At 65.6% G+C, this 24,297-nt stretch carries 23 protein-coding genes; 7 read left to right on the top strand and 16 right to left on the bottom strand.

Features of this window, described 5'->3' with window-relative positions:
- Positions 1–8: 8 nt before the first annotated feature.
- The 5 genes from ACZ9AQ_RS17780 to ACZ9AQ_RS17800 all read right to left on the bottom strand — a co-directional run bounded on the left by ACZ9AQ_RS17780 (position 9) and on the right by ACZ9AQ_RS17800 (position 5,066).
- Entirely contained in the window at positions 9–530 is a 522-nt protein-coding gene (locus ACZ9AQ_RS17780; protein WP_429205703.1) for an LPS-assembly lipoprotein LptE, read from the bottom strand.
- Positions 531–538: 8 nt separating this feature from the next.
- Positions 539–3,181, bottom strand: a complete 2,643-nt coding sequence (gene leuS / locus ACZ9AQ_RS17785) for a leucine--tRNA ligase (protein WP_429205705.1) — start codon at positions 3,179–3,181, stop codon at positions 539–541.
- Positions 3,182–3,310: 129 nt separating this feature from the next.
- A complete protein-coding gene (locus ACZ9AQ_RS17790) occupies positions 3,311–3,637 on the bottom strand; it encodes a barstar family protein (RefSeq protein ID WP_429205707.1) in 327 nt (108 codons plus the stop codon).
- 2 nt (positions 3,638–3,639) lie between these two features.
- The gene (gene dapB, locus ACZ9AQ_RS17795) at positions 3,640–4,449 is read right to left on the bottom strand and encodes a 4-hydroxy-tetrahydrodipicolinate reductase (protein ID WP_429205708.1); all 810 of its coding nucleotides are present in this window, start codon (positions 4,447–4,449) and stop codon (positions 3,640–3,642) included.
- An 11-nt stretch (positions 4,450–4,460) separates the two neighbouring features.
- Positions 4,461–5,066, bottom strand: coding sequence for an outer membrane protein assembly factor BamE (locus ACZ9AQ_RS17800; protein WP_429205710.1), 606 nt, complete (start codon positions 5,064–5,066; stop codon positions 4,461–4,463).
- A 79-nt stretch (positions 5,067–5,145) separates the two neighbouring features.
- Between ACZ9AQ_RS17800 and fur the strand changes: the two genes are divergently transcribed.
- Positions 5,146–5,577 carry a ferric iron uptake transcriptional regulator gene (gene fur, locus ACZ9AQ_RS17805; RefSeq protein WP_429205711.1) on the top strand — a complete coding sequence of 144 codons (432 nt, stop codon included), beginning with the start codon at positions 5,146–5,148 and terminating at the stop codon, positions 5,575–5,577.
- 88 nt (positions 5,578–5,665) lie between these two features.
- On the opposite strand, the gene hrcA is transcribed toward fur, so the two are convergent.
- Entirely contained in the window at positions 5,666–6,682 is a 1,017-nt protein-coding gene (gene hrcA, locus ACZ9AQ_RS17810; protein WP_429205713.1) for a heat-inducible transcriptional repressor HrcA, read from the bottom strand.
- Positions 6,683–6,936: 254 nt separating this feature from the next.
- Entirely contained in the window at positions 6,937–7,659 is a 723-nt protein-coding gene (locus tag ACZ9AQ_RS17815; protein WP_429205715.1) for an HAD family hydrolase, read from the bottom strand.
- Positions 7,660–7,896: 237 nt separating this feature from the next.
- Between ACZ9AQ_RS17815 and ACZ9AQ_RS17820 the strand changes: the two genes are divergently transcribed.
- Entirely contained in the window at positions 7,897–8,481 is a 585-nt protein-coding gene (locus ACZ9AQ_RS17820; protein WP_429205716.1) for a hypothetical protein, read from the top strand.
- 19 nt (positions 8,482–8,500) lie between these two features.
- Positions 8,501–9,142, top strand: coding sequence for a hypothetical protein (locus ACZ9AQ_RS17825; protein ID WP_429205718.1), 642 nt, complete (start codon positions 8,501–8,503; stop codon positions 9,140–9,142).
- 369 nt (positions 9,143–9,511) lie between these two features.
- On the opposite strand, the gene rsmA is transcribed toward ACZ9AQ_RS17825, so the two are convergent.
- The 4 genes from rsmA to ACZ9AQ_RS17845 form a co-directional block, all read right to left on the bottom strand.
- Positions 9,512–10,285 carry a 16S rRNA (adenine(1518)-N(6)/adenine(1519)-N(6))-dimethyltransferase RsmA gene (rsmA, locus tag ACZ9AQ_RS17830; RefSeq protein WP_429205719.1) on the bottom strand — a complete coding sequence of 258 codons (774 nt, stop codon included), beginning with the start codon at positions 10,283–10,285 and terminating at the stop codon, positions 9,512–9,514.
- A 14-nt stretch (positions 10,286–10,299) separates the two neighbouring features.
- A complete protein-coding gene (gene pdxA, locus ACZ9AQ_RS17835) occupies positions 10,300–11,412 on the bottom strand; it encodes a 4-hydroxythreonine-4-phosphate dehydrogenase PdxA (protein WP_429205720.1) in 1,113 nt (370 codons plus the stop codon).
- 4 nt (positions 11,413–11,416) lie between these two features.
- The gene (locus tag ACZ9AQ_RS17840; protein WP_429205721.1) at positions 11,417–12,817 is read right to left on the bottom strand and encodes a peptidylprolyl isomerase; all 1,401 of its coding nucleotides are present in this window, start codon (positions 12,815–12,817) and stop codon (positions 11,417–11,419) included.
- An 82-nt stretch (positions 12,818–12,899) separates the two neighbouring features.
- Positions 12,900–15,152, bottom strand: a complete 2,253-nt coding sequence (locus ACZ9AQ_RS17845) for an LPS-assembly protein LptD (protein ID WP_429205722.1) — start codon at positions 15,150–15,152, stop codon at positions 12,900–12,902.
- A gap of 114 nt (positions 15,153–15,266) precedes the next feature.
- Here ACZ9AQ_RS17845 and ACZ9AQ_RS17850 point away from each other — a divergent pair, with 114 nt between their 5' ends.
- From ACZ9AQ_RS17850 to ACZ9AQ_RS17865, 4 genes are read left to right on the top strand one after another with little or no spacing between them, the layout of a single operon-like run.
- The gene (locus ACZ9AQ_RS17850; RefSeq protein WP_429205723.1) at positions 15,267–16,337 is read left to right on the top strand and encodes an aminoglycoside phosphotransferase family protein; all 1,071 of its coding nucleotides are present in this window, start codon (positions 15,267–15,269) and stop codon (positions 16,335–16,337) included.
- Positions 16,338–16,345: 8 nt separating this feature from the next.
- The gene (gene murU, locus ACZ9AQ_RS17855; RefSeq protein ID WP_429205724.1) at positions 16,346–17,068 is read left to right on the top strand and encodes an N-acetylmuramate alpha-1-phosphate uridylyltransferase MurU; all 723 of its coding nucleotides are present in this window, start codon (positions 16,346–16,348) and stop codon (positions 17,066–17,068) included.
- A complete protein-coding gene (pepP, locus tag ACZ9AQ_RS17860; protein ID WP_429205726.1) occupies positions 17,065–18,411 on the top strand; it encodes a Xaa-Pro aminopeptidase in 1,347 nt (448 codons plus the stop codon). The genes murU and pepP overlap by 4 nt, the downstream gene beginning before the upstream one ends.
- The gene (locus ACZ9AQ_RS17865) at positions 18,408–19,556 is read left to right on the top strand and encodes an FAD-dependent monooxygenase (protein ID WP_429205727.1); all 1,149 of its coding nucleotides are present in this window, start codon (positions 18,408–18,410) and stop codon (positions 19,554–19,556) included. The genes pepP and ACZ9AQ_RS17865 overlap by 4 nt, the downstream gene beginning before the upstream one ends.
- An 88-nt stretch (positions 19,557–19,644) precedes the next feature.
- Here ACZ9AQ_RS17865 and ACZ9AQ_RS17870 read toward each other — a convergent pair whose 3' ends face one another.
- From ACZ9AQ_RS17870 to ACZ9AQ_RS17890, 5 genes are all read right to left on the bottom strand, one after another.
- Positions 19,645–20,397, bottom strand: a complete 753-nt coding sequence (locus ACZ9AQ_RS17870) for an SDR family oxidoreductase (RefSeq protein ID WP_429205728.1) — start codon at positions 20,395–20,397, stop codon at positions 19,645–19,647.
- Positions 20,394–21,545: an alkene reductase gene (locus ACZ9AQ_RS17875; protein WP_429205849.1), complete on the bottom strand. Its 1,152-nt coding sequence runs from the start codon at positions 21,543–21,545 to the stop codon at positions 20,394–20,396. Before ACZ9AQ_RS17875 ends, ACZ9AQ_RS17870 begins: the two co-directional genes overlap by 4 nt.
- A 160-nt stretch (positions 21,546–21,705) precedes the next feature.
- On the bottom strand, positions 21,706–22,311 hold the full coding sequence (locus tag ACZ9AQ_RS17880; protein ID WP_429205730.1) for a TetR/AcrR family transcriptional regulator: 606 nt from the start codon (positions 22,309–22,311) through the stop codon (positions 21,706–21,708).
- 142 nt (positions 22,312–22,453) lie between these two features.
- Positions 22,454–23,911, bottom strand: a complete 1,458-nt coding sequence (locus ACZ9AQ_RS17885; RefSeq protein ID WP_429205732.1) for an NAD(P)(+) transhydrogenase (Re/Si-specific) subunit beta — start codon at positions 23,909–23,911, stop codon at positions 22,454–22,456.
- Positions 23,908–24,246 carry an NAD(P) transhydrogenase subunit alpha part 2 gene (locus tag ACZ9AQ_RS17890; RefSeq protein WP_429205734.1) on the bottom strand — a complete coding sequence of 113 codons (339 nt, stop codon included), beginning with the start codon at positions 24,244–24,246 and terminating at the stop codon, positions 23,908–23,910. The genes ACZ9AQ_RS17885 and ACZ9AQ_RS17890 overlap by 4 nt, the downstream gene beginning before the upstream one ends.
- Positions 24,247–24,297: the final 51 nt, after the last annotated feature.

Below are 24,297 nucleotides of genomic sequence, written 5' to 3' on the forward strand. Positions count from 1 at the left end.
TTGTTTCCTTATGCCGGCTTGATCGCCGTCAGGCGGCGCAGGATCTGCTGCACCAGGTCGGACTGCATGTCGCGGTACAGCAGCGCTTCTTCCGATTCCTTGGCCAGCACCTGCGATTCGTCGAAGGCGATGTTGCGGCGCAGGGTGATCTCGGTCGGGGCCAGGAGCTGGCGGTTGTTGGCGTCGCGCACCTGGAACACCAGGGTGTAGCTCAGCGAGTACTCGCGTACCCGGCCCAGGCTGTTGAGCGACAGGATCGATTTGCCGCGCGTTTCGCTGATTACGTCGAACAGGGCCTGGGCCTTCGAGGCATCGGTCTCGATGCGCACGGTGTCGCCCGCGCGCAGGTTGCGCTTGAGCTCAGTGCCCAGCGGCGAGGACTCGTTGAACGACAGCCAGATGCTCTGGAACGGCATGTTGTACTGGCCGTCGCTGCCGCGCAGCTGGAAGCCGCAGCCGGCCAGCACGGCCGCCGTCAACATCGCGGCCAGGGCGCGCACCAGGGTCTTGTTCGACGCGGATTTGATCATACGACTCCTTACACCACGATATTGACGAGTTTACCCGGCACCACGATGACCTTCTTCGGCGTGCCTTCGATGAACTTCTGCACCGCTTCCGATGCCAGCGCGGCGGCTTCGATGGCGGCCTTGTCGGCTTCCTTCGGCACCTTGACCGAGCCGCGCAGCTTGCCGTTCACCTGGATCATCATCTCGATCTCGGACTGCTCCAGCGCGGCCGGGTCGACCTGCGGCCAGGCGGCGTTCAGGATGTCGCCATGGGCGCCGGCAAAGCCCAGCTCCTGCCACAGCGCGTGGGTGATGTGCGGTGCGACCGGGTTCAACAGGCGCAGGAAGATCGAGAAGCCTTCGGCGACGATCGCGTTCGAGGCCGCCGAGTCGTCCAGCTTCGCCGACTCGAGCGTGTTGAGCATCTTCATGCAGGCCGAGACCACGGTGTTGTACTGGATGCGCTTGAGGTCGTAGTCGGCCTGCTGCAGCACCTTGTGCACTTCGCGGCGCAGGGTTTTCTGCCCGTCGTTCAGGGTGCCTTGCGCTTCGCCGTTGAAGCTCGCCGCGATGCGCTCGCGCTGCGCGTAGCCGAAGGCCCACACGCGGCGCAGGAAGCGGCTGGCGCCTTCGACGCCGCTGTTCGACCATTCCAGGGTCTGCTCGGGCGGCGAGGCGAACATCGTGAACAGGCGCGCGGTGTCGGCGCCGTACTGCTCGATCTGGGCCTGCGGGTCGATGCCGTTGTTCTTGGACTTCGACATCTTCTCGGTGCCGCCGATCTCCACCGGCTGGCCATCGGCCTTCAGGATGGCGCTGTGCGGACGGCCCTTGTCGTCGAAGGTGAGCTCGACGTCGGCCGGGTTGAACCAGGTCTTCTTGCCCGATGCGTCTTCGCGGTAATAGGTCTCGTTGAGCACCATGCCCTGGGTGAGCAGGTTGACGAAGGGCTCGTCGAACTTCACCAGGCCGAAGTCGCGCATCACCTTGGTCCAGAAGCGCGCGTACAGCAGGTGCATGACGGCGTGCTCGATGCCGCCAATGTACTGGTCCATCGGCATCCAGTAATCGTTGCGGGCGTCGACCATCGCATCGTTCGAGCCCGGCGAGGTATAGCGCATGTAGTACCACGACGAATCGATGAAGGTGTCCATCGTGTCGGTCTCGCGGCGCGCCGGCTTGCCGCAGGTCGGGCAGTCGCACTTGAGGAAGGCTTCGTCCTTGTTCAAGGGGTTGCCGGTGCCGTCCGGGACCAGGTGCTCGGGCAGCACGACCGGCAGGTCGCTCTCGGGGACCGGCACCGCGCCGCACTCGTCGCAGTGGATCATCGGGATCGGGGTGCCCCAGTAGCGCTGGCGCGAGATGCCCCAGTCGCGCAGGCGGAAGGTGGTCTTCTTCTCGCCCAGGCCCTGCTCCGCCAGTTCGCCCGCGACCGCATTGACGGCCGAGGTGTAATCGAGGCCATCGTACTTGCCCGAGTTGATGGTGCGGCCGTTTTCCTTGTCGCCGTACCACTCCTGCCAGGCTTCCAGCGAGAATTCCTGGCCCTCGACCGCCACCACCTGCTTGATCGGCAGGTTGTATTTTTTCGCGAAGCCGAAGTCGCGCTCGTCGTGCGCCGGCACGCCCATCACGGCGCCGTCGCCATAGGTGATCAGGACGTAGTTGCCGACCCAGACCGGGATCTGCTCTTGCGTGACCGGATGGGTGACGAACAGGCCGGTCGGCATGCCCTTCTTCTCCATGGTCGCCATGTCGGCTTCGATCACCGAACCCATCTTGCACTCGGCGATGAACTCCTGCAGGGCCGGGTTGTTGCGGGCCGCGTGCTGGGCCAGCGGGTGTTCCGGCGCCACGGCGCAGAAGGTCACGCCCATGATGGTGTCGGCGCGGGTGGTGAACACGTACAGGCGGCCGTCGTTGATCGGTTCGCCGTTGTCGTCCTTGACGTTGTGCGGGAAGGCGAAGCGCACGCCGGTCGACTTGCCGATCCAGTTGGCCTGCATGGTGCGCACGCGCTCCGGCCAGCCCGGCAGCTTGTTGTCGACGTGGTCGAGCAGCTCGTCGGCGTAGTCGGTGATGCGCACGTAGTACATCGGGATCTCGCGCTTCTCGATCAGCGCGCCCGAGCGCCAGCCGCGGCCATCCACGACCTGTTCGTTGGCCAGCACGGTCTGGTCGACCGGGTCCCAGTTCACGGTGCCGGTCTTCTGGTAGATGATGCCCTTCTCGAGCATCTTGAGGAACATCCACTGGTTCCACTTGTAGTAATCCGGCTTGCAGGCGGTCATCTCGCGCGACCAGTCGATCGCCAGGCCCATCGATTCCATCTGGCCGCGCATGTGGGCGATGTTCGAATAGGTCCATTCGGCCGGCGGCACGTTGTTGGCCATCGCCGCGTTTTCGGCCGGCATGCCGAACGCGTCCCAGCCCATCGGCATCAGCACGTTGTAGCCGTTCATCCGCAGGTAGCGGTACATCACGTCGTTGATCGTATAGTTGCGCACGTGACCCATGTGCAGCTTGCCCGACGGGTATGGCAGCATCGAGCAGGCGTAATATTTGCCTTTCGGGAAACGCGGGTCGTTTTCGACGGCTTTATAGGCGTCGATCGACTTCCAGTAGGCCTGGGCGGCCTGTTCTACTTCAGCTGGACTATATTTTTCTTGCATGATTCTGCAGACGTAATGTGGGAGGTGGAACCGGTCATTATAACCCGTTCATTTTGCACCGCGGCGCCGGCGCGGTGCGTGAGGGAAAGTGCAAAAAAGGCAGCATCGATTGACCGCTGCCTTCGAGGATCAACGCAGGATCAGTTCCAGCGCCGGCTTCTCGCCGTAGTCCTCATAACGCTCGTTGATGCCGCCGACGCAATAGGCCAGTTCGTCGAGCAGGTCCGGCGCCGCCGCCTTCATCTTGTCGGCGTCCGTAATGACGATTTCCAGCACTTCGTTCGCTTTCAGCCGGAACTTGGTCATGTTCTCGTCGTCGCGCAGATAGCTCATGCAGTCGACCCAGGCGTCGATACTGTCCGCATACGAGGCCGGGAAACCGAAGGCCTCGCGGCTCTGCCGGTGGAACGACGCTTCGTCGGTGATGACGGCGCCGTTCAGTTCTGCCACCGCCATGATCACCCCTTCAGGCCCAGCACGTCCTGCATGTCGAACAGGCCGCTGGCCTTGTCCGCCAGGAAGCGCGCCGCGCGCAGCGAGCCGTGGGCATAGGTCACGCGGCTGCTCGACTTGTGGCTGATCTCGATGCGCTCGCCGGTGCCGAGGAACATCACGGTATGGTCACCCACCACGTCGCCGCCGCGCACGGTGGCGAACCCGATGGTCGACGGATCGCGCTCGCCGGTCACGCCTTCGCGGCCATAGACGGCGCACTCCTTCAGGTCGCGGCCGATGGCGTCGGCAATCACTTCGCCCATCTTGAGCGCGGTGCCGGACGGCGCATCGACCTTGTGGCGGTGGTGCGCCTCGACGATCTCGATGTCATAGCCTTCCGAAAAACTCCGGGCCGCCATTTCGAGCAGCTTGAGCGTCACGTTCACGCCCACGCTCATGTTCGGGGCGAACACGATGCCGATTTTTTCGCCGGCGGCGCGGATCGCGGCCTTGCCGGCCTCGTCGAAGCCGGTGGTGCCGATCACCATCCGCTTGCCGTTGGCGGCGCAGTATTCCAGGTGCTGCAGGGTGCCCTCGGGGCGGGTGAAGTCGATCAGCACGTCGGCATTGTGCAGGCCGTGCTTGATGCTGTCCTCGATCATCACACCGGTCAGGATGCCGGCGAAGGCGCCCGCGTCCTGGCCGATGAAGAGCGAGCCCGGCACGTCGAGGGCGCCGGCCAGGCGCATGTCGGGTGCGTACTGGATGGCTTCGATCAGCATGCGGCCCATGCGGCCGCTGGCGCCGGCAACGGCGATATTCAACATGGTCATGGTGTGTGTCCTTACTGCTGGGTTGCCGGCGCGGTGACCGTGACCGGCTGGACCGGGCGGCTGTCGGGCTTCGCCTTGGCGACCTTGACTGGACCGGCGATGCGGTCGATGTACTCGCGCTCGCTCGGCAGGTTGCCGCCCTCGAAGCGCTCGACCACGTCGTTCTTGAAGAACACGGTCACGCGGCTGGTGGTCAGCTCGCCATTACCGCGCGCCAGGTAGAACGGGTAATCCCAGCGGTCGGCATGGAAGGCATCCATCAGCAGCGGCGAACCGAGCAGGAAGCGCACCTGGTCGCGGGTCTGGCCGGCCTTGAGCTGGTTCAGCATCTCTTGCGAGACGAAGTTGCCCTGCTGGATGTCCGGGCGGTAGGGCGAGAAGATCCACAGGAACTTCTGCAGGCGCGTCGCCTGGACGGTCTGCGCGCCGGCATTGGCGATGGCGGCCGATTTTTCCGCGTCGGACGCACTGGCGGCCGCATCCGTCGCCACCGGCGGCGCCGGACGCGTCTGGTTGCGCCAGGAGGCGCAGCCGGACAGCGCCAACGTGCAGGCGAGACCCGCCGCCAGCGCCGCTTTGGCGGTGAATCGATGGAATACGGCTTGTTTGACAGGCATAGTTAACCTCAATACGTTCGAGCGGGAGCGTTCAAAACGCTATATCATAAAGCACTCCGCCAATATTCGAGTGACAAACATGAGTAACAACCCGACCGACCTGAAGGCGAGCGGCCTCAAGGCCACGCTGCCGCGACTGAAAATCCTGGAAATCTTCCAGAACAGCTCCGTGCGGCATTTGACGGCGGAAGATGTCTACAAGATCCTTCTTGCTGACAATATGGACGTGGGCCTTGCCACCGTCTACCGGGTATTGACCCAGTTCGAGCAGGCTGGCCTGCTCAACCGCAACCATTTCGAGACCGGCAAGGCCATCTATGAGCTCAACGCCGGTTCCCACCATGACCACCTGGTGTGCGTCACCTGCGGCCGCGTCGAAGAATTCTATGACGACGAGATCGAGAAGCGCCAACAGATGATTGCGGAGCAGCACGGCTTCACGATCGTCGAGCATGCGCTGGCGATCTATGGCAGCTGCCCGCAGTGCCGGGGCATCAGCAAGCCGGAATAACATCGGCAGCGTGCCTCCCTGGCATATAAAAGAAAAGGCGCATGAGAACTTCTCGATGCGCCTTTTTTTCGTCCGATGGCGGTCGATGTCAGGAGTGGCTGAGGGCGTTCGACAGCAGCTTGGCCGTGATGTCGACGATCGGGATCACCCTTTCATAGGCCATCCGCGTCGGGCCGATCACGCCCAGGGTGCCGACGATGCGGCCGTCGACCGCATACGGCGCCGTCACCACGCTCATCTGGTCCATCGGCACCAGCTTCGATTCGCCGCCGATGAAGATCTGCACGCCGCCGGCCTTGCTCGAAACGTCGAGCAATTGCATCAAGCCAGTCTTTTGCTCGAACATCTCGAACATCTGTCGTAGCGAACTCATGTTGGACGACAGGTCGGACACCGACAGCAGGTTGCGCTCGCCGGAGATGACCATGTCGTCGCCCTCGGCCATCGCCTCGCTGCCGGCCTCGACCGCCGCCTGCATCAGGCGGCCCATATCATCGCGCAATTGCTTCAGCTCGCCGCTCAGGCGCTTGCGCACCGCGTCGAAGGACAGGCCGGCGAAATTCTGGTTCAGGTAATTGGCCGACTGGGTCAGTTGGGCCGGAGAATAATCCTTGTCGAGCTGCAGCAGCCGGTTCTGGACATCGCCGCGCGGATCGACGATCACGAGCAGGATGCGCTTTTCGCCCAGGCGCAGGAATTCGATCTGCTGGAATACCGACTCGCGGCGCGGACTCTGCACCACGCCGGCGAATTGCGACAGCGAAGACAGCATCTGCGCCGCGTTGGCGATCAGCTTCTGCGGATGTTGCACCGGCAGGCGCATGCGCTCGGCGTCGACCGCCATGTCGTCGATCGGCCCCACCGTCAGCAGGGTGTCGACGAACACGCGATAGCCGCGCGGAGTCGGGATGCGGCCGGCCGAGGTATGCGGACTGGCGACGAAGCCCATTTCCTCGAGATCGGCCATGACGTTGCGGATGGTCGCTGGCGACAATTCCAGGCCTGACAGCTTGGACAGCGCGCGCGAGCCTACCGGTTGGCCGTCGGCGATATAGCGCTCGACGAGGGCTCTGAGCAGGGTTTGGGCACGTTGGTCGAGTTGCATGATTCCGGGAAAAGTTCGGTGACGCTCGTATTAGAGCCTATCCCGGTCGGTGGGGGAAGCTCATGTCGATGCATGGCGAGCGCGAGCAAGGCGCGAGGAGGTCGCATGGTGGCGCCATGCAACGACGAGCAACGCAGCGCACGCTTGCCAGGCGCTCTCGGCCCGACTCCCACCTACGGGACAGGCTCTCAGTGTGTGCATTATAGGCAGGTTGGGGCGTGGCGCGACAGCACAAGGCTTGCTGTGACGCATGGTCAACCGTTGTATTTGTGCGCGTGGGCAGCGTCGAGCCAGTCGAGCAGCGCGTCGAGGCTGGCCACTTCGACGTCGGGCCGGACTTCATGGGCGAGGTCGTTGACCTTGCCGGTCCGGTTCATCCAGGCCGCGCGCAGGCCGGCGCGCTGGGCGCCCTGCACGTCCAGCAACAGGTCGTCGCCCACGTACAGGGTCTCGCCGGGCTGGACGCCGAGCGCGGCGCAGCCGGCCAGGAAAATGCCCGGGTCGGGCTTGGCGCGGCCAAACTGCCGCGCCGCCACCGAGGCCTGGAAATGGTGGGCCAGGCCGATGGTCTGCAGGTCGGCCACGCCATTGGTGACCGAGCCGACCAGCACGCGTTTTTTCAGGCGCTCGAGGCCCGGCACGACATCGTCGTAAGGCGTCACGGCATTGCGGGCGGCGAAGAATTCGGTCATCGCCAGTTCGACCTTGCCAGCGTCCTCGCCCACCTGCTCGAATGCGGCGACCAACCCGGCATGGCGCAGCGCGCCCAGGTCGATCCCGAATTCGGGGCGCGCGGCCAGCAATTCCAGGCGCGCCGCTCGTAAGCTGTCGATCGTGAAGCGTTCGGCGACCCGCGGCGCGTGCTCGCCGAGCCAGGCATACAACAGTTTTTCGGCTTCCAGGATCACGGGCGCGATTGGCCACAGGGTATCGTCGAGGTCGAACAGGACGGCTTTCGGCCAGGGTTGGCGGGTCATCGGTTTCCAGACTAGGAGCAAGGTGCGCCCCAAGCATAGCGATGCGCTACGCTGAATGCAATGCGCACGCCGTCTATCCCATGGAATATTGCGCTTGTTAAATTCTGGTTACACCAAGATACAAAACCAAATGCGCCCGAAATGGTCCAGCTGCTTGCCAAATGAACTAAAATGTTGAGCGATTTTTCAATTCTTACCGCGCAGCTGCGCGTTCCCGCTCGATTTTTTGGAGATGTTATGAAGAGTTCCTACCTGCGTGCCGGCGCGGCGCTGGCATGCGCGGTCGCCTTGTCTGCCTGTGGCGGCAGCGATGGCCAGCTGGTCTTGGGCGGCGATTTCGTCGGCGTGACCAAGGCCGGCCTGGTCGTGACCAGTGACGGCCAGGAAAAGGCGATCACCCCGCCGGCCGATGGTACCGGCGCCGGCCGATGGACGTTCGACAACCTGATCTCGACCGACGACCGCTACGACGTCGTCATCAAGTCCAAGCCGTCGAACGTCAAGGATTGCACAGTCACCAATGGGAGCGGTCGTGCGGGCTACCACGTCTATTCCGTCTACATCGCGTGTGAGCTCAACCGCCATGCGCTGTCCGGCACCGTCAGCAACCTGAAGGGCAACCTGGTCCTGGTCAACGGTTCAGACCGCGTCACCCTGCAGGCCGGCGCCACCTCGTTCAGGATGGCCGACATTGCCGAAGATTCGCCATATGGCATCACGGTCCTGGAACAACCGGCCGGCCAGACTTGCACTGTCAGCAATGGCAGCGGTACCGTTGGTCCGGCCCCTGTCACCAACGTGGCCGTTAGCTGCACCCCTTAATTTTCCTGGAGCGTTACGCATGAAGTCTTCCCTGATCCGTCCGGCGCTCGCGCTGGCGCTGGCCGCTGGCCTGGCCGGCTGTGGCGGCAGCGACAAAGCCGAGTTCGTCGTCAAAGGCACGATCACCGGCATCGTCTATCCAGGCGCCGTCCTGACCACCAATGGCATGAAAATCGCCGTCCCGCCGCCAGCCACGCCACGCGACACGGTCAGTTTCGCATTCCCTGACAAGCTGGAATATGGCGACGTATATAACGTCCAGTTCGAAAGTTTCCCGGATAATCAGCGATGCGATACGCCATTCCAGACTATTCCGAACTTTAACGATACCGCCGGCCGCCTGGCGGAGATCAACATCACCTTCGCATGCCAGGTCAATGCCTACTCGATCGGCGGCACTGTGAGCGGCCTCACCGCGGATGGCCTGGTGCTGGCCAATGGCAGTACCGGGGGAACGGTTCCAGTCGCCAAGCCGGCAGCAGGTGTCACGACGCCGGTCAGCTACGTTTTCGCCGGACTGGTTGAATACGATCAGACCTATGGCGTGACCGTCATCACCCAGCCGACCGGCCAGATTTGCACGGTGGCAAATGCCGCCGGCGTCATGAGAGCCGCGAACGTCAGCAATATCAACGTCACTTGCGTGGCTGCGTCGAACTGATCAGATATACACAATTCTTATGTCGAGTATTTGAAAGGAAAATTGGATTTATATGCTGTCGCGCAGCATAATAACTCCTGTCTCCTCCAACTCTCCTCAGAAAAGAATTGGATTTCAGCCCGCTCTTCTAGAGCGGGCTTTTTTTTGCCCGCGTCATGGGCCCCTGCCGACGACGATCAGCGTGCGGCGCGCACCTTCACCCTGGCGATCTTGCCCATGCCGATCGCCACCTGCGACATGGGCGACCGGGCACGCGGAAGTACGTGATAACCCGTATGCTGCGGCGCAACAAGGCGTGGTCGGACGCAAAAAAGCGCCGGCGAGGCGGCGCTTAGGGGCGGAAGGGGTCGCCGCAGCGACCACGCCGGGTCAGGACACGGGCAGGTTAGCCAGCGCCACGTATTGCTCCAGGCTGACCGCTTCCGGACGTACGCCCGGATCGATGCCCGCCTCGACCAGCTGCGCCTCGGTGAACATGCCGGCCACGCAGTTGCGGATCACCTTGCGCCGTTGCGAGAAGGCCTTGGCCACCACCGCCTCCAGGCGCTTGCCGTCGCACGGCAACTGGCGGCGGGTGGGCACCATGCGCACGATGGCCGACTCGACCCGCGGCGGCGGATCGAAGGCGGTCGGCGGCACGATGAACAGCATGGCCATGTCGTAGCGCCATTGCAACATCACCGACAGGCGGCTATAGGCCTTGGTGCCCGGCTCGGCCACCATGCGCTCGACCACTTCCTTCTGCAGCATGAAGTGCTGGTCCTCGACCAGATGGGCGAATTCGGCCAGGTGGAACAGCAGCGGGCTGGAGATGTTGTACGGCAGGTTGCCGACCACGCGCAGTTTTTGCCCGTCCGGGACCGGGATCGATCCGAAATCGAATTTGAGCGCGTCGCCCGAATGCACGGTGAGGCGTTCGCGCGGATAGGCTTTTTCCAGGCGCGCCACCAGGTCGCGGTCGAGCTCGACGACGTGCATATGGTCGAGCGACTTGAGCAGCAGCGCCGTCATCGCCGCCAGGCCCGGGCCGATCTCGACCATCGTTTCAGCGCGCCGCGGTGCGATGGCGTCGATGATATTGTTCAGGACATTGTCGTCGGTCAGGAAGTTCTGGCCGAAGCGCTTGCGTGCGACGTGTTTCATGCTTGCTTTCTTGATTATTCGGTGGTGGCCTGGCGGCGCGCCGCCACCATGTGCATGGCGGCGCGGATCGCCTCTTCCATGCTGCCGCAATCGGCCAGGCCCAGGCCCCGGGCCGCCAGGTCGAGGGCGGTGCCGTGGTCGACCGAGGTGCGGATCAGGGGCAGGCCCAGCGTGACGTTGATGCCGCGCCCGAAGGTCGCGTACTTCAGCACCGGCAGGCCCTGGTCGTGGTACATCGCCAGCACGCAGTCGGCATCCTTCAGGTATGCCGGCTGGAACAGGGTGTCGGCCGGATACGGGCCGCGCGCGTCGATGCCGCGGCTGCGCGCCTCCATCAGCACCGGCGTGATGACGTCGATCTCCTCGCGGCCCAGATAGCCGTTCTCGCCGGCGTGGGGATTGAGGCCGGTGACCAGGATCACGGGCGCCGCGATGCCGAATTTGTCGCGCAGATCGGCGTGCAGGATGTCCAGCACCCGGGTCAGGTTGTCGCGCGTGAGCGCGCCCGGCACGTCCTTCAAAGGCAGGTGGGTGGTGGCCAGGGCGACGCGCAGGTAGGGCAGGTCTTGTCCCGGCGCGCCGGCCAGCATCATGACCACCTTGGGCGTGCCGGTCTTCTCGGCCAGGTATTCGGTGTGGCCGGAGAAAGCGATGCCGGCATCGTTGATCGTGCTTTTTTGCAGCGGCGCGGTGACCATGGCGTCGAACCACCCGCGATCGTTGACGCCCCGGCACCCTTCGATCGCCAGGTCGAGCGTGGCCAGCACCGCCAGGCCATTGTCGGGATTGAGCTGGCCCGGCACCACGTGCGCGGCCAGCGGCACGTCGACCACCGCCAGGCGCTGGGCGCCGAAGTGCGGCAGGCCGCCGTTACGGAGGGCCTGGGTCGATAGCGCCGCCAGGCGGATGGCTGGATCGATCAGGCTGGCGGTGAGCGCCAGGAAGGCGGCGTCGCCGATCAGCACGCAATTGGCCTGCTCGCGCAGGGCCCAGGCGGCGCGGATCGCGATCTCGGGGCCGATCCCGGCCGGCTCGCCGACCGTGATCGCCAAGGTTGGGCGAGATGCGGGCCGTGCTGCTGCCGACTGCGGCGCCAACGGGCGCCCGGGCGCCTGTGGCGCAACCATGGTGTTACTGCTCCTCGCGGAACTCGACGTAGGCGCGGTCGCGCACCTGGCGCATCCAGTCTTCCATCGCTTCCTGCATCTTGCGGTCGCGCAGCACCTGGCGCGCCATGTTGCGTTCCTTCTGCTGGGTCACGTCTTCGCTCTTGCGTCCGATGACCTGGATCAGGTGGAAGCCGAACGGCGACTGGATCACGTCCGACACCTCGCCCGGCTTCAGCGCGTTCATCGCGGTCTCGAATTCCGGGACCGTGTCGCCCGGGTACAGCCAGCCCAGGTCACCGCCCTTGGACGCCGAACCGTCCTGCGAGTGCAGGCGCGCCAGGTCCTCGAAGGTGCCGGCGTTGTTGTCCATCTTTTCCTTCAGCTCGAGCAGCTTGCGCTTGACCTCGCCCTCGGTCATGGTCGGGGTGACCTTGATCAGGATGTGGCGCGCGTGGGTCTGCTCGACCACCGACTTCTCGGCCTCGCCGCCCAGCGGGCGCTTGCCCGACAGCTTGAGGATGTGGAAACCGACGTTGGTCTTGAGGACCGGCGTGACCTGGCCCGCCTGGAGCTTGCGCAGCTCGGTCGCGAACATCGGCGGCAGGCGGTCGGCGTCGCGCCAGCCGATCTCGCCGCCCTTGAGCGCATCGGGCGCGTCGGAATAGGTCGAGGCCATGCGCGCGAAGTCGGCGCCGGTGCGCAACTGACGCATCACTTCCTCGGCGCGCGCGGCGCGCGCGGCGATCTGCTCGGGCGAGGCGTTCTCTGGCACACGCACCAGGATCTGGGCGATGTCGACCTCGACGCGGTCGGCCTCGGCAGCCTTGGCGGCGGCCATATAGGTGTCGATCTCGGCCTCGGAGACCTGGATCTTGCTGTCGACCTCGTGCTCGCGCAGGCGCTGCATCATGATCTCGTTACGAATGTCTTCGCGGAACTGGGCGAACGGCATGCCCTCTTTTTCCATCTGGTTGCGCATGTCCTGCACCGACATCTTTTGATTCTCGGCGATACGGCCGATGGTGGCGTCCAGGGTGCGGTCGTCGACCTTGACGCCCATCTCTTTCGCCAGCTGCAGCTGGGCGCGTTCGACGATCATCGCCTCGAGCACCTGGCGCTCCATCGTTGCCGGATCGGGTATCTGGGCGTTGCGCGCCTTCATGTTCTGGCTGACCTGGGCCACGCGGCCGGCCACTTCGTTGCGGGTGATCACTTCGTCATTGACGACGACCTGGATCGAATCGATCACCTTGGCGCTGGCCGATGCCGGCGGCAGGAAGCCGCCGCTGGTGGCGGCCGATGGCCCGGTCTGGGCGGCGGGCGCCGCGCCGGTGGCGGCCTGGGCCAGCGCCTGGCCGGCGGTGAGCGCGCACAGCAGTGCTGCCGCCATCTGGAGGGACTGCAAACGGGTAGTACGCATCATCTGGAAAGCACTCATTTCAGGATAGTTCACTTGATGGACGAATCATGGACGGCCAGTATGGGCTGCTAGTCTGAACGCTAGCTTATGGACGTCCAATTCCGGTATTCAGTCGCGTATAGCCCGGGATGCTCTTGTTGAACGACTCGAGCGGATTACCCAGGCCCAGGCGCGACAAGCCATTGAGCTCGAGCTGGAAGAAGATCGGCGTCGACGTCTCTTGCGCGGCGGTCACGAAGCGCTGCGCGCCCATCCGGAACACCCAGCAATCGGCCTTGTATTCGAGGCCGATCAGGCTCTCGATCAGCTTGCCGCCAGTGGCCGGATTGACTTCCTGCCCCACGCCATACGAACGCAGCGCATAGCTGACCCGCCCCACGCCATACCAGCGGCGGCCGATCGGCCACTGCGCCGAGAAGTCGATATTGCGGAAGCTGTCACGCTGATAACGGTATTCGGCGTTCAACACCTTCATCTGCCCCGGACGCCACTGTACACCCACATTCGAGCTGTACAAACTGCTTCCGTTCGCATCGTATTGTACGCCGCTATCGAAGGTCCAGGCCTCGGAAATGGTGCCGGCGGCGGCCAGCAGCAGGTCGGAGCGGCTCTTGTGCAGTTCTTCGCCAGGGATGCGCACGCGCGGCTGTTCGAGATACAGGCGCTGGCCGAAGGCCAGGCGCAGGCGCTCGGCGCCGTCTTCCTGGATGAAGCGCGACACCAGCGCGGCCGTGACCTGGTTGGCGTCGGACACGCGGTCCAGGCCCACGTAGCGGTTTTCGGAGAACAGCTGGGCGTAGTTGAAGCCGGCGCGGCCGGTGTCGAACAGCGGCACGTCGTCCTGGTTCTCGTACGGCGTATAGACGTAGAACAGGCGCGGCTCGAGGGTCTGGGTGGCGGCGCCGCCGAACAGCGTGGTCCGGCGCTCGAACACCATGCCGCTGTCGACCGAGAAGGTCGGGATCGTGCGCGTCAGCCTGGTGTCCCTGCCGACCCGGTCGGGATGGTCCTGGATCTCGTACTTGGCCGCGTTGTACATCAGCTTGGGCGTGACGAACCAGCCCGGACGCACGATCGGATAACTCACCTGGCCCTGCATCACGGCGCGGTTGCCGGTGACCCAGGTAGGGTGGTCGAAGCGGGTCGCCTCGGCGTCGATCGCCCAGTCGAAACCGGCCACGTCGTAGCGCGCCGCGCGGAAATTAATCTGCGGCAGGCGGTCGTAGGGACGCGGCACCGTCAGGCTCGGATTGGTCACGGCGGCCGGGTCCTGCAACACCTGGTAGTTCTGGGCGCGCGCGGTCAGGCTCCAGAACTGGCCATAGTAATCGGTGCGCACTTCGCGCAGCAGCTGGCGCTCGGCGCTGGCGGCAACGGTGCGCGAGAAGTCGGACGGGTATTCGTCGTCCGAGGCGCCGTGCAGGTTCCAGCCATACGACCAGTTCGGCCTGATCGACTGGCTGTGCAGCGAGTCGACGCGCCAGCGCGTGGTATTGGTCTCGCGGTCGTCCGGCAAGACCTCGACGTGGGTCTCGCCCTGGTAGGTGCTGCCCAGGTAGCGGCCGGTGGCGCCCATCTGGAAGCCGCGGTCGAACATCATGCGCGGATACAGCGTCAGGTCACGGTTCGGGGCGATGTTGACGTAGTACGGCACCATCACCTCGGCCTTGCCCTGGGAGCCGAAGCCCACCGTGGGCGGCAGCCAGCCGGAGCGGCGCTGGCCCGACAGCGAGAACGACATCGCCGGGGTGCCGATGATCGGGACATCCTTGAAATAGATGATGGTCTTGCCGGCGGTGCCGACGTCACGGCCGCGGTCCAGGCGCAGCGTGCTCGACTTGAGGTACCAGTCGGGATCGGGGCCTTCGCAGGTGCTGTACGTGCCGTTGCGCACCACGGCCTGCTGCTCGCCCAGGAAGTCGATGCGGTCGGCCCGTCCCTGGCCATTGCTGTCGGCCAGGAAATAAGTCGGATTGAGCAGGTAGCCCTTGCCGGTCTCGAGGTTCAGCTGCAGCTCGTCGCCCTTGTAGCGGTCGCCGAAGCGCCACATGTTCACGTTGCCGGTGGCCGTGACTTCGTCCTCGACCCGCAGGTAGCAGGCGGTATCGGCGGTGATGCCGCTCTGGCCGCGCGTGATCTCGACGTTGCGGTTGAGATCCACCCGCCGGTCGGGACGGCCGCCGATCTCCTCGGCCTGGATGATGACGGGAAGTTCGTCTTCGGCTTGGGGCGCAGGGGGGACACTCTGGGCGAATGCCGGGATCGCGGTTGCGGAAACCAGTGCATAGAGCGCGAGCACCTGCCGCGGTGGGAAAGGTTGGCTTGACGACCAGCTCATGGAAAATCGCAGCTCACGGAAAATCGGACATGCACCATAAAGGGCGGTTTTTTTAGAATGAATCCCTTATTATATGGGAATTAGTTCAACCAACCGGATTCGTCAGGCCGCTCCATGTCATCTTTGTATCAAAATTCTTCCACTTCGGTCGGCGCCGCGCACGAGACCGATCCGCGCCTGGCACAGCTGAACGACTGGCTGGCCTCGACCGGCCTGGTGGAAGTCGGAAGCGGCCGCCCTGCCTCCGTCGATGCGAGCTTTCGCCGCTATTTCCGCTACGACGTCGTGCCCGCCATGCAGGACAAGCTGGGCGCGACCCTGGTCGCCATGGATGCGCCGCCGGAACGCGAGAACGTGCCGGCCTTCGTCCACGTGCAGGGCCTGCTGTTCGACGCCGGCGTGACCGTGCCGGCGATTGCCGCGCGCAACGTCGAACAGGGCTTCCTGCTGCTGGGCGACCTGGGCGGCACCACCTACCTGGCGCGCCTTTCCAGCGACAACGCCGCGTTCATGTATTCGGACGCGGTCGACGCCCTGCTCAAGTTCCAGATGGCCAGCCAGCCCGGCGTGCTGCCCGAGTTCGACCGCGCCTTCATCCTGCGCGAGCTGAACATCTTCCCGGAGTGGTACCTGAACCGCCACCTGGGCGTGACCCTGGACGACAAGCAGCAGGCGCAGCTGGACAAGGTATTCGAGGCGATCGCCTCGAACGTGCTGGCGCAGCAGCAGGTGTTCATGCACCGCGATTTCCATTCGCGCAACCTGATGTTCCTCGACCAGGGCAACCCCGGCGTGCTCGATTTCCAGGACGCCGTGTACGGCCCGGTGACCTACGACCTGGCTTCGCTGCTGCGCGACGCCTATATCCAGTGGGACGAAGAGATCGTGCTGGACTGGGTGGTGCGCTACTGGCAGAGCGCCAAGGGGGCCGGCCTGCCGGTCAACCCGGACATCGACGCCTTCTACCGCGACTTCGAGTTCATGGCCATGCAGCGCCACCTGAAGATCCTCGGTATCTTCTGCCGCCTGAACTACCGCGACAACAAGTCGCACTACATGGGCGACCTGCCGACGGTGCTTGACTACGTGCGCAAGACCGCCAACCGCTACGCCGAACTCAAGCCGCTGCTGCGTCTGCTCGACGCCGTGGAAAACAAGGCGCCCCAAGTCGGCTACACCTTCTGAGGTCCAGCATGAAAGCAATGATTTTCGCCGCCGGCCGCGGCGAGCGCATGCGGCCCCTGACCGACAGCTGCCCCAAGCCCTTGCTGAAAGTGCGCGGGCGGCCCCTGATCACCTGGCACGTGCTGAACCTGGTGCGCGCCGGGATCACCGACATCGTGATCAACCACTCCCACCTCGGCCACATGATCGAGGAAGAACTGGGCGACGGCAGCCGCTACGGCGCGCGCATCGTGTACTCGCACGAGCCGACGCCGCTCGAGACGGCGGGCGGCATCGTCAATGCGCTGCACCTGCTGGGCGACGAGCCGTTCCTGGCCGTGTCGGGCGACATCTATGCACCCTACTTCGATTTCTCGCTGGCGCTCGACGCGCTCAAGGATATCGATGCGGTAGGCGTTCCCTACCCGGTCGACCGGCGCGACATCGCCTGGCTGTGGCTGACGCCGAACCCGTGGCACAACCCCGAGGGCGACTTCGCGCTCGACATGTACACGCTCAAGAACGACGGCGCCACCAAATGGAACTTCGCGGGCATCGGCGTGTACCGCGCCGAGATGTTCGACGGGCTCCGCGCCGGCGAATTCCTCAAGTTCGGCCCCCTGATGCGCAAGTTCATCGAGCAGGGCCGCGTCGGCGGCGAGATCTACCAGGGCCAGTGGGTCAACGTCGGCACCGTGGGCCAGCTGGAAGAACTGAACGCGCCGCTGCGGGCGGCCAAGACGGCTTCATGATGCCGCATTGCGCTGCGCATGCGGCCCGGCGCGCGCAGCTGCTGGGCCGCATGCAACCGGGCGCGGTCGCCGTGCTGGGCACCGCGTTGACGGCGCCGCGCAACGGCGACAGCGACTATCCCTACCGCCACGACAGCCATTTCTATTACCTGACCGGGTTCGCCGAACCGGAAAGCTTCGTCGTGCTGGTCGCGGCCCGAGGAGAACTGCCGGCGCGCACGATTCTGTTCTGCCGCGAGAAGAATGTCGAGCGCGAGATCTGGGACGGTTTCCGCTTCGGCCCCGAAGCGGCGCGCGATGCCTTCGGCTTCGACGAGGCCTGGCCGATCGACGAACTCGACGCGCGCATGGCCGACGTGCTGGCCGATGCGCCGGCGCTGTACTACGCGCTGGGCCACGGCGCCGAACTCGACGCCCGAGTGGCCGGCTGGCTCAGGGCGGTGCGCGCACGCGGCCGCAGCGGCGTCGCCGCGCCGCAGACGATGCACCACCTGCTGGGCATGCTGGACGAGATGCGGCTCGTGAAGGACGAGCACGAAATCGCCCTGATGGCGCGCGCCGGCGCGATCTCGGGGGAGGCCCATGCGCGCGCGATGCGCGCCACCCGGCCCGGCATGTTCGAGTACGAGATCGAGGCCGAGCTGCTGCACGAATTCCGCCGCAACGGGGCGCAATTCCCGGCCTATCCCCCGATCGTCGCCGCGGGAGCGCGCGCCTGCGTGCTGCATTACAGCGCCAACGACCGGCGCGTCGAGGACGGCGACCTGGTGCTGATCGACGCCGGCTGCGAGCTGGACGGCTACGCCAGCGACATCACGCGCACTTATCCGGCCAATGGCCGCTTCGGCGACGCCCAGCGCACCCTGTACGCGCTGGTGCTGCGCGCGCAGGCCGCGGCGCTTGCGGCCATCCATCCCGGCCGCCTGTACAGCGCGATCCACGATGCGGCGGTGCGGGTGCTCACCGAAGGCATGCTCGACCTGGGCCTGCTGGACCGGAACAAGGTGGGCTCGCTCGACGACGCGATCGGATCGCGCGCCTATGCGCAGTTCTACATGCACGGCACCGGCCACTGGCTGGGCATGGACGTGCACGACGTCGGCGCCTACCGCGACCCGAGCCTGCCCGACAAGCCGTCGCGGCCCCTGCAGCCGGGGATGGCGCTGACGGTGGAGCCGGGCATCTATGTGCGGCCCGGCGAAGGCGTGCCGGAACAATACTGGAACATCGGCATCCGGATCGAGGACGACGTGGTCGTGACCGACGCCGGCTGCCGCATCCTGACCGCCGGCGCGCCGAAGGACATGGCGGAGATCGAAGCACTGATGCGGGAGACACGATGACGCCAGCAGACCTGGACTTCGACGTGGCGATCTGCGGCGCCGGCCCGGTGGGCCTGGCGCTGGCGGCCTTCCTGGTGCGGCGCGGCGTGCCGGGTGCGCGTATCGCCCTGATCGACGGCAAGTCGCTGGGCCAGGCGATCTCGGACCCGCGCTCGATCGCGCTGTCCTGGGGCAGCGTGCAGCTGCTGGACGAGCTCAAGGCCTGGCCGTTGCCGGCCACCGCGATCCACCAGATCCACGTCTCGCGCCGCGGCCATCTGGGTCGCAGCCTGATGGACCGCCGCGACCACGACGTCGCGGCACTGGGCTACGTCACGCGCTACGGCGCCGTGGTCGACGCCCTGGCGCGGCGCTGCGAGGCGGCCGGCGTCGCCATGCTGCGCCCGGCGCGCGTGCAGGCGCTGGACGACACCCCCATTGGCGTGCAGTTGGCGCTGGACGACGGCCGCCTGGTGCGCGCGCAGGTGGCGGTCCAGGCCGAGGGCGGCATCTTCGGCCGGCAAGACCAGCGCGCCAGGAGCCGCGACTACGAACAGAGCGCCGTGATCGCGCGCGTGACGAGCGACGCGCCGATCGCCCACCGCGCCTTCGAGCGCTTCACCGGCGAAGGCCCGCTGGCCCTGCTGCCGGAAGACGGTCCCGACGGCCACCAGTATGCGCTGGTGTGGTGCGTGCGCCGCGCGCGCGCCGGCACGATCCTCGCGCTGGACGAAACGGCGTTCCTGAAGCAGCTGGGCGAAGCCTTCGGCACGCGCCTCGGCGCGTTCACCAAGGCGTCCCCCCGCGTCGCCTTCCCCCTCGGCCTGAACGCCGAAGCGCGCGCCACGGCGCGCACGGTCGCCATCGGCAATGCCGCGCAAACCCTGCATCCAGTCGCCGGGCAGGGCCTGAACCTGGGCCTGCGCGACGCCGCCGTCCTGGCGCGCCAGCTGGCGCGCGACGCCAGTCCGGCCGCGATCGAACGCTTCCAGGAAGAGCGCGCGCAAGACCGCAAGCTGACGATCGGCCTGACCGACACCATGGCCCGCGCCTTCACCGGCAGCAAGCCGCTGCAACCACTGCTGGGCCTGGGCCTGGCGGCGCTCGACCTGGCCAGACCCGCGCGCACGCTCCTGGCCGACCTGATGATGTTCGGTCGCCGCTAACCGTTCCTGCCGGGTGGATGCGCGGCCCTGCCGCCGGCTGGCGGCAGGGCGCCGGGAGCGGATTCGCTCCCGGTTCAAAAATTCCTGGTCAGAATTCCTGTGCGGTCGGTCGCAGTACGATTTCATTGATGTCGACGTCGGCCGGCTGCTCGATCGCGAAGGCGATCGCCCGCGCCACCGAAGCGGCCGGAATCGCTTGCCGGTAGAAGTCGAGCACGGTCTGGGTCGCGCCGCCCGTGGTGCTGTGCTTGAGATCGCTTTCCACGGCGCCGGGCTCGATCGAGGTGACGCGGACCTTGCTTCCGACTTCGTGGCGCAGACCTTCCGAGATGGCCCGGACCGCGAACTTGGTGCCCGAGTACACCGTGCCGCCCGGCGAGAACACCTTGACCCCGGCGACCGAGCTCAGATTGATGATGTGTCCGCTTTGCTGGGCCAGGAAGCGCGGCAGGGCCGCGGCGATCCCGTACAGGACGCCCTTGATGTTCACGTCGATCATGGCGTCCCATTCGTCGGTATTGACCTCGGCCATCGGACGAATCGGCATCAGGCCGGCGTTGTTGATCAGGACGTCGATCCGGCCGAAGTCGGCGACCACGGCGGCCACGACCGCCTCCACCTGCTTCTTGTCGGTGACGTCGAGGACATAGCCCCTGGCCTCGCCGCCGGCGGCGGCGATCTCGGCGACGACGCCGTCGATCTTGTCCTTGCGGCGGGCCGCGACCGCGACCCGGGCGCCGCGTTCGGCGAGCAGGCGCGCAGCCTCCGCGCCGATGCCGGTGCCGCCGCCGGTGATCAGGACTACTTTGCCTTCGATTTGCTGGTTCATGTGCTGATTCATGCTGGTTCTCCTTGGTTGATGGTTTGCGCATGGCGCGGGTAATCGGTAAAGCCGGCCTCGCCGCCGCCGTACATGGTGGCGGCGTTGAGCGGATTGAGCGGCCAGCCCTGGGCGATGCGCTCGGGCAGGTCCGGGTTGGCGATGAAGGGGCGACCGAAAGCGATCAGGTCGGCCAGGCCGGCCTCGACCAGGCGCGCGCCCTTCTCGGCGGTATAGCGGCCGGCGTACAGGATCTTGCCGCTGAAGGCGGCGCGCACTGCTTGCCGGAACGCGAGCGGCAGGTCGGGCGCCCCGTCCCAGTCGGCCTCGGCGATCGACAGGTAGCCGACGCCGGCGCGTTCGAGTACCGCGATCGCTTCCAGATAGGTCTGGTGCGGATCGTCCTCGACCAGGCCGATGTAGACGCGTTCTTCGTCGGTGCCGGAAAACAGCGGCGCGAAGCGCACCCCGAGCCGGTCGGGTCCGACCACCTCGCCCACCGCCTGCACGATCTCGCGCAGGAAGCGCAGGCGGTTCTGCAGCGAGCCGCCGTATTCGTCGCTGCGGTGGTTAGAGTGGGCCGAGATGAATTGGTTGACCAGGTAGCCGTTGGCGGCATGGATCTCGACGCCGTCGAAGCCGGCGGCCAGCGCGTTGCGCGCCGCCTGGGCGTACAGGGCGACCAGCTCGCCGATCTCGGTCACGCTCAGCTCGCGCGGCACCGATGGCTCCACCAGCTCGCCGGCGCCGGGGCCGGTCTCGATGAAGACCTTGACCCCGGCGGCCCGGATGGCGGACGGCGCCACCGGCGCGCCGCCGTCGGGTTGCAGCGCGGCGTGCGAGACCCGGCCGACGTGCCACAGCTGGGCGAAGATGATGCCGCCCTCGGCATGCACGGCCTCGGTCACCTTGCGCCAGCCGGCGATGTGCGCGGCGTCATGGATACCCGGCGTCCAGGCGTAGCCCTTGCCGCGCGGCTCGATCTGCGTGCCTTCGGTGATGATCAGTCCGGCGCTGGCGCGCTGGCGATAATAGCTCGCCATCAGGTCGTTGGCGACGTCGCCGGGCTGGGTGGAGCGCTGGCGGGTCAGGGGCGGCAGCACGATGCGGTTCTTCAGCGTATGGCGCCCGAGGGGCGCCGGCGCGAACAAGGATGGATGATGGGACATGTAGGAGTCTTTCGGTTCGGTGGCGGGCTCAATGGGCTCGGCCTGGGTTACGGTCAGTTTATTCATGGGCTTGCTCCTGCAATTTATGAAGTAGACCAGTCGTCTAATCCTGGCGCCGAAAAAAGACGCTTCGCTGGGAAGCGTCCGGTGCGACCCGCGTTCAGCGGGCCAGGCGCAGCAGGCGTTGTGTTGTTTCCATCGCGGCATCGAATGGCGATGCATCGCGCACGATCTTGACCATGACGCTGGCGCCGAGCCAGAGCTGGTACAGGGTTGCCGCCAATTGCGCGGGATCTGCCTGCGCCGCGAGCGAACCATCGGCTGCACCGCCTTCGATCGCCTGTGCCAGGCGAGTCACGATGCCGTCGGTACCTTGCTTGAGGGTCAGGCGCATCGGTTCCGACAGGTCCGCGACTTCCGCGCCCAGCTTGACTGCAAGGCATTTGCCCTGGCAATCGTAAAACGATTGGTTGGCGCGCCAGGACTCGAAGTACGCGACCACGCGCTCCGCCATGGTCTTGTCGGCCTGCTGGAACATGCGGTCCATGTCGGCCAGGTAATCCTCGAAATACTTTGCCAGCAGCGCTTCGCCGAAGGCGTCCTTCGACCCGAAGTAATGATAGAAGGATCCTTTCGGCACACCCGCCGTGGCCAGGATCTCGTTCAAGCCGACCGCCGAGAAACCCTTGCCGGCCATGATGCGCTGCCCGACCGCGACAATATTGTCACGGACGTCGGAAGAGTCATGTGTCGTTGTCTTGGCCATGACGGCACTATAGATCGAATTAGACCAGTCGTCTAGAACTTTCTCACATTATTTTTCTGGCCGGCGCCCGCACCGAGGGCGGGAATGGATGATCGGATCACTTCCTGGCCGGAAGTTGTCATTCCATTCCCACGCCGCCCTCTTAGTCGATGGCCTTGACCATCGATTCGATGACCTTCTTGGCGTCGCCGAACACCATCATCGTGTTGGGCTGGTAGAACAGGTCGTTGTCCAGGCCGGCATAGCCGGAAGCCATCGAGCGCTTGTTGACGATGATGCTCTTGGCGCGGTAGGCCTCCAGGATCGGCATGCCGGCGATCGGCGATTTCGGGTCCTTCGCGGCCGGGTTCACCACGTCGTTGGCGCCCAGCACCAGCACCACGTCGGTCTGGCCGAATTCGCCGTTGATGTCTTCCATCTCGACCACCTGGTCATAGGGCACCTCGGCCTCGGCCAGCAGCACGTTCATGTGGCCCGGCATGCGGCCGGCAACCGGGTGGATCGCATAGCGCACCGTCACGCCGCGCTCCGTGAGCTTGTCGACCAGTTCCTTGACCGTGTGCTGGGCGCGCGCCACCGCCAGGCCGTAGCCGGGGACGATGATCACCGACTCGGCGTTCTGCAGGATGAAGGCGGCGTCTTCGGCGGAACCGGATTTCACGGGACGCTGCTCTTTTTCGCCGCCGGCGTCGCTCACCGCCTCGCCGCCGAAGCCGCCCAGGATCACGTTGAAGAAGGAGCGGTTCATCGCCTTGCACATGATGTACGACAGGATCGCGCCGCTCGAGCCGACCAGCGAGCCGGCGATGATCAGCATCGAGTTGTTCAGCGAGAAGCCGATGCCGGCCGCCGCCCAGCCGGAATAGGAGTTCAGCATCGACACCACCACCGGCATGTCGGCGCCGCCGATCGGGATGATGATCAGGACGCCCAGCACGAAGGCCAGCGCCGCCATCGCGATGAAGGGCGTCCAGGCCGGCGCCACGCCGTCGGCGAAGCAGAACATCAATCCCAGCGCCACGATCGCGATCGCGATCGCCAGGTTCAGGATGTGCTGCCCGACGAAGCGCACCGGCGCCCCCTGGAACAGGCGAAATTTGTATTTGCCCGACAACTTGCCGAAGGCGATCACCGAACCCGAGAAGGTCACCGCGCCGACGAAGGTGCCGATGAACAGCTCCAGCCGGTTGCCGAACGGCAGCGGCGTCTCGCGGGTGGCGATATTGAAGGCCCAGGGCTCGGACACGGCGGCGATCGCGATGCACACCGCCGCCAGGCCGATCAGCGAGTGCATGGCCGCCACCAGCTCGGGCATCTTGGTCATCTCGACCTTCTTCGCGGCATAGGCGCCGATCGCGCCGCCGACCACGACGCCCAGCAGCACCAGGACGAAGCCCGAGCCGCCGCCCTGCCCCAGGCTGTCCTGCAGCTTGAGCATCAGCGCCACGGTGGTCACCACGGCGATCGCCATGCCGGCCATGCCGAAGGCGTTGCCGATGCGCGCGGTCGAGGGCGAGGACAGGCCCTTGAGCGCCTGGATGAAGCATACCGAGGCGACCAGGTAGAACAGGGTGACGACGTTCATGCTGATGCCGTTCATGACTGCTTCTCCCCGGTCTTCGCCTCGGGCGTTTCCTTCGCGGCTTTCGGCGCCTTCTTCTTGAACATCTCCAGCATGCGCTGGGTGACCAGGAAGCCGCCGAACACGTTGACCGCCGCCAGCGCCACCGCGACCGTGCCGGACACGCGCCCGGCCAGGCCCTCGGTCAAGCCGGCGGCCAGCATGGCGCCGACGATCACGATCGCCGAGATGGCGTTGGTGACCGCCATCAGGGGCGTGTGCAGCGCGGGGGTGACGGTCCAGACCACGTGGTAGCCGACGTAGATCGCCAGCACGAAGATGATCAGGTTGATGATGGTGTGGCTGATTTCCATGCCTAGTCTCCTGTCCTGTCCTGTCCAGTCCTGTTCCGGACTTGTCTGAAG

The organism is Massilia sp. UYP34 (assembly GCF_056279385.1).

Coding starts and splice junctions, on each gene's coding strand:
- ACZ9AQ_RS17790 (WP_429205707.1), bottom strand. CDS start 3,637: ATGGCGGTGGCAGAACTGAACGGCGCCGTCATCACCGACGAAGCGTCG.
- hrcA (WP_429205713.1), bottom strand. CDS start 6,682: ATGCAACTCGACCAACGTGCCCAAACCCTGCTCAGAGCCCTCGTCGAG.
- ACZ9AQ_RS17800 (WP_429205710.1), bottom strand. CDS start 5,066: ATGCCTGTCAAACAAGCCGTATTCCATCGATTCACCGCCAAAGCGGCG.
- pepP (WP_429205726.1), top strand. CDS start 17,065: ATGATGCCGCATTGCGCTGCGCATGCGGCCCGGCGCGCGCAGCTGCTG.
- fur (WP_429205711.1), top strand. CDS start 5,146: ATGAGTAACAACCCGACCGACCTGAAGGCGAGCGGCCTCAAGGCCACG.
- pdxA (WP_429205720.1), bottom strand. CDS start 11,412: ATGGTTGCGCCACAGGCGCCCGGGCGCCCGTTGGCGCCGCAGTCGGCA.
- leuS (WP_429205705.1), bottom strand. CDS start 3,181: ATGCAAGAAAAATATAGTCCAGCTGAAGTAGAACAGGCCGCCCAGGCC.
- ACZ9AQ_RS17880 (WP_429205730.1), bottom strand. CDS start 22,311: ATGGCCAAGACAACGACACATGACTCTTCCGACGTCCGTGACAATATT.
- ACZ9AQ_RS17825 (WP_429205718.1), top strand. CDS start 8,501: ATGAAGTCTTCCCTGATCCGTCCGGCGCTCGCGCTGGCGCTGGCCGCT.
- ACZ9AQ_RS17845 (WP_429205722.1), bottom strand. CDS start 15,152: ATGAGCTGGTCGTCAAGCCAACCTTTCCCACCGCGGCAGGTGCTCGCG.
- ACZ9AQ_RS17850 (WP_429205723.1), top strand. CDS start 15,267: ATGTCATCTTTGTATCAAAATTCTTCCACTTCGGTCGGCGCCGCGCAC.
- ACZ9AQ_RS17815 (WP_429205715.1), bottom strand. CDS start 7,659: ATGACCCGCCAACCCTGGCCGAAAGCCGTCCTGTTCGACCTCGACGAT.
- dapB (WP_429205708.1), bottom strand. CDS start 4,449: ATGACCATGTTGAATATCGCCGTTGCCGGCGCCAGCGGCCGCATGGGC.
- ACZ9AQ_RS17865 (WP_429205727.1), top strand. CDS start 18,408: ATGACGCCAGCAGACCTGGACTTCGACGTGGCGATCTGCGGCGCCGGC.
- rsmA (WP_429205719.1), bottom strand. CDS start 10,285: ATGAAACACGTCGCACGCAAGCGCTTCGGCCAGAACTTCCTGACCGAC.
- ACZ9AQ_RS17780 (WP_429205703.1), bottom strand. CDS start 530: ATGATCAAATCCGCGTCGAACAAGACCCTGGTGCGCGCCCTGGCCGCG.
- ACZ9AQ_RS17840 (WP_429205721.1), bottom strand. CDS start 12,817: ATGATGCGTACTACCCGTTTGCAGTCCCTCCAGATGGCGGCAGCACTG.
- ACZ9AQ_RS17890 (WP_429205734.1), bottom strand. CDS start 24,246: ATGGAAATCAGCCACACCATCATCAACCTGATCATCTTCGTGCTGGCG.
- ACZ9AQ_RS17885 (WP_429205732.1), bottom strand. CDS start 23,911: ATGAACGGCATCAGCATGAACGTCGTCACCCTGTTCTACCTGGTCGCC.
- murU (WP_429205724.1), top strand. CDS start 16,346: ATGAAAGCAATGATTTTCGCCGCCGGCCGCGGCGAGCGCATGCGGCCC.
- ACZ9AQ_RS17870 (WP_429205728.1), bottom strand. CDS start 20,397: ATGAATCAGCACATGAACCAGCAAATCGAAGGCAAAGTAGTCCTGATC.
- ACZ9AQ_RS17875 (WP_429205849.1), bottom strand. CDS start 21,545: ATGTCCCATCATCCATCCTTGTTCGCGCCGGCGCCCCTCGGGCGCCAT.
- ACZ9AQ_RS17820 (WP_429205716.1), top strand. CDS start 7,897: ATGAAGAGTTCCTACCTGCGTGCCGGCGCGGCGCTGGCATGCGCGGTC.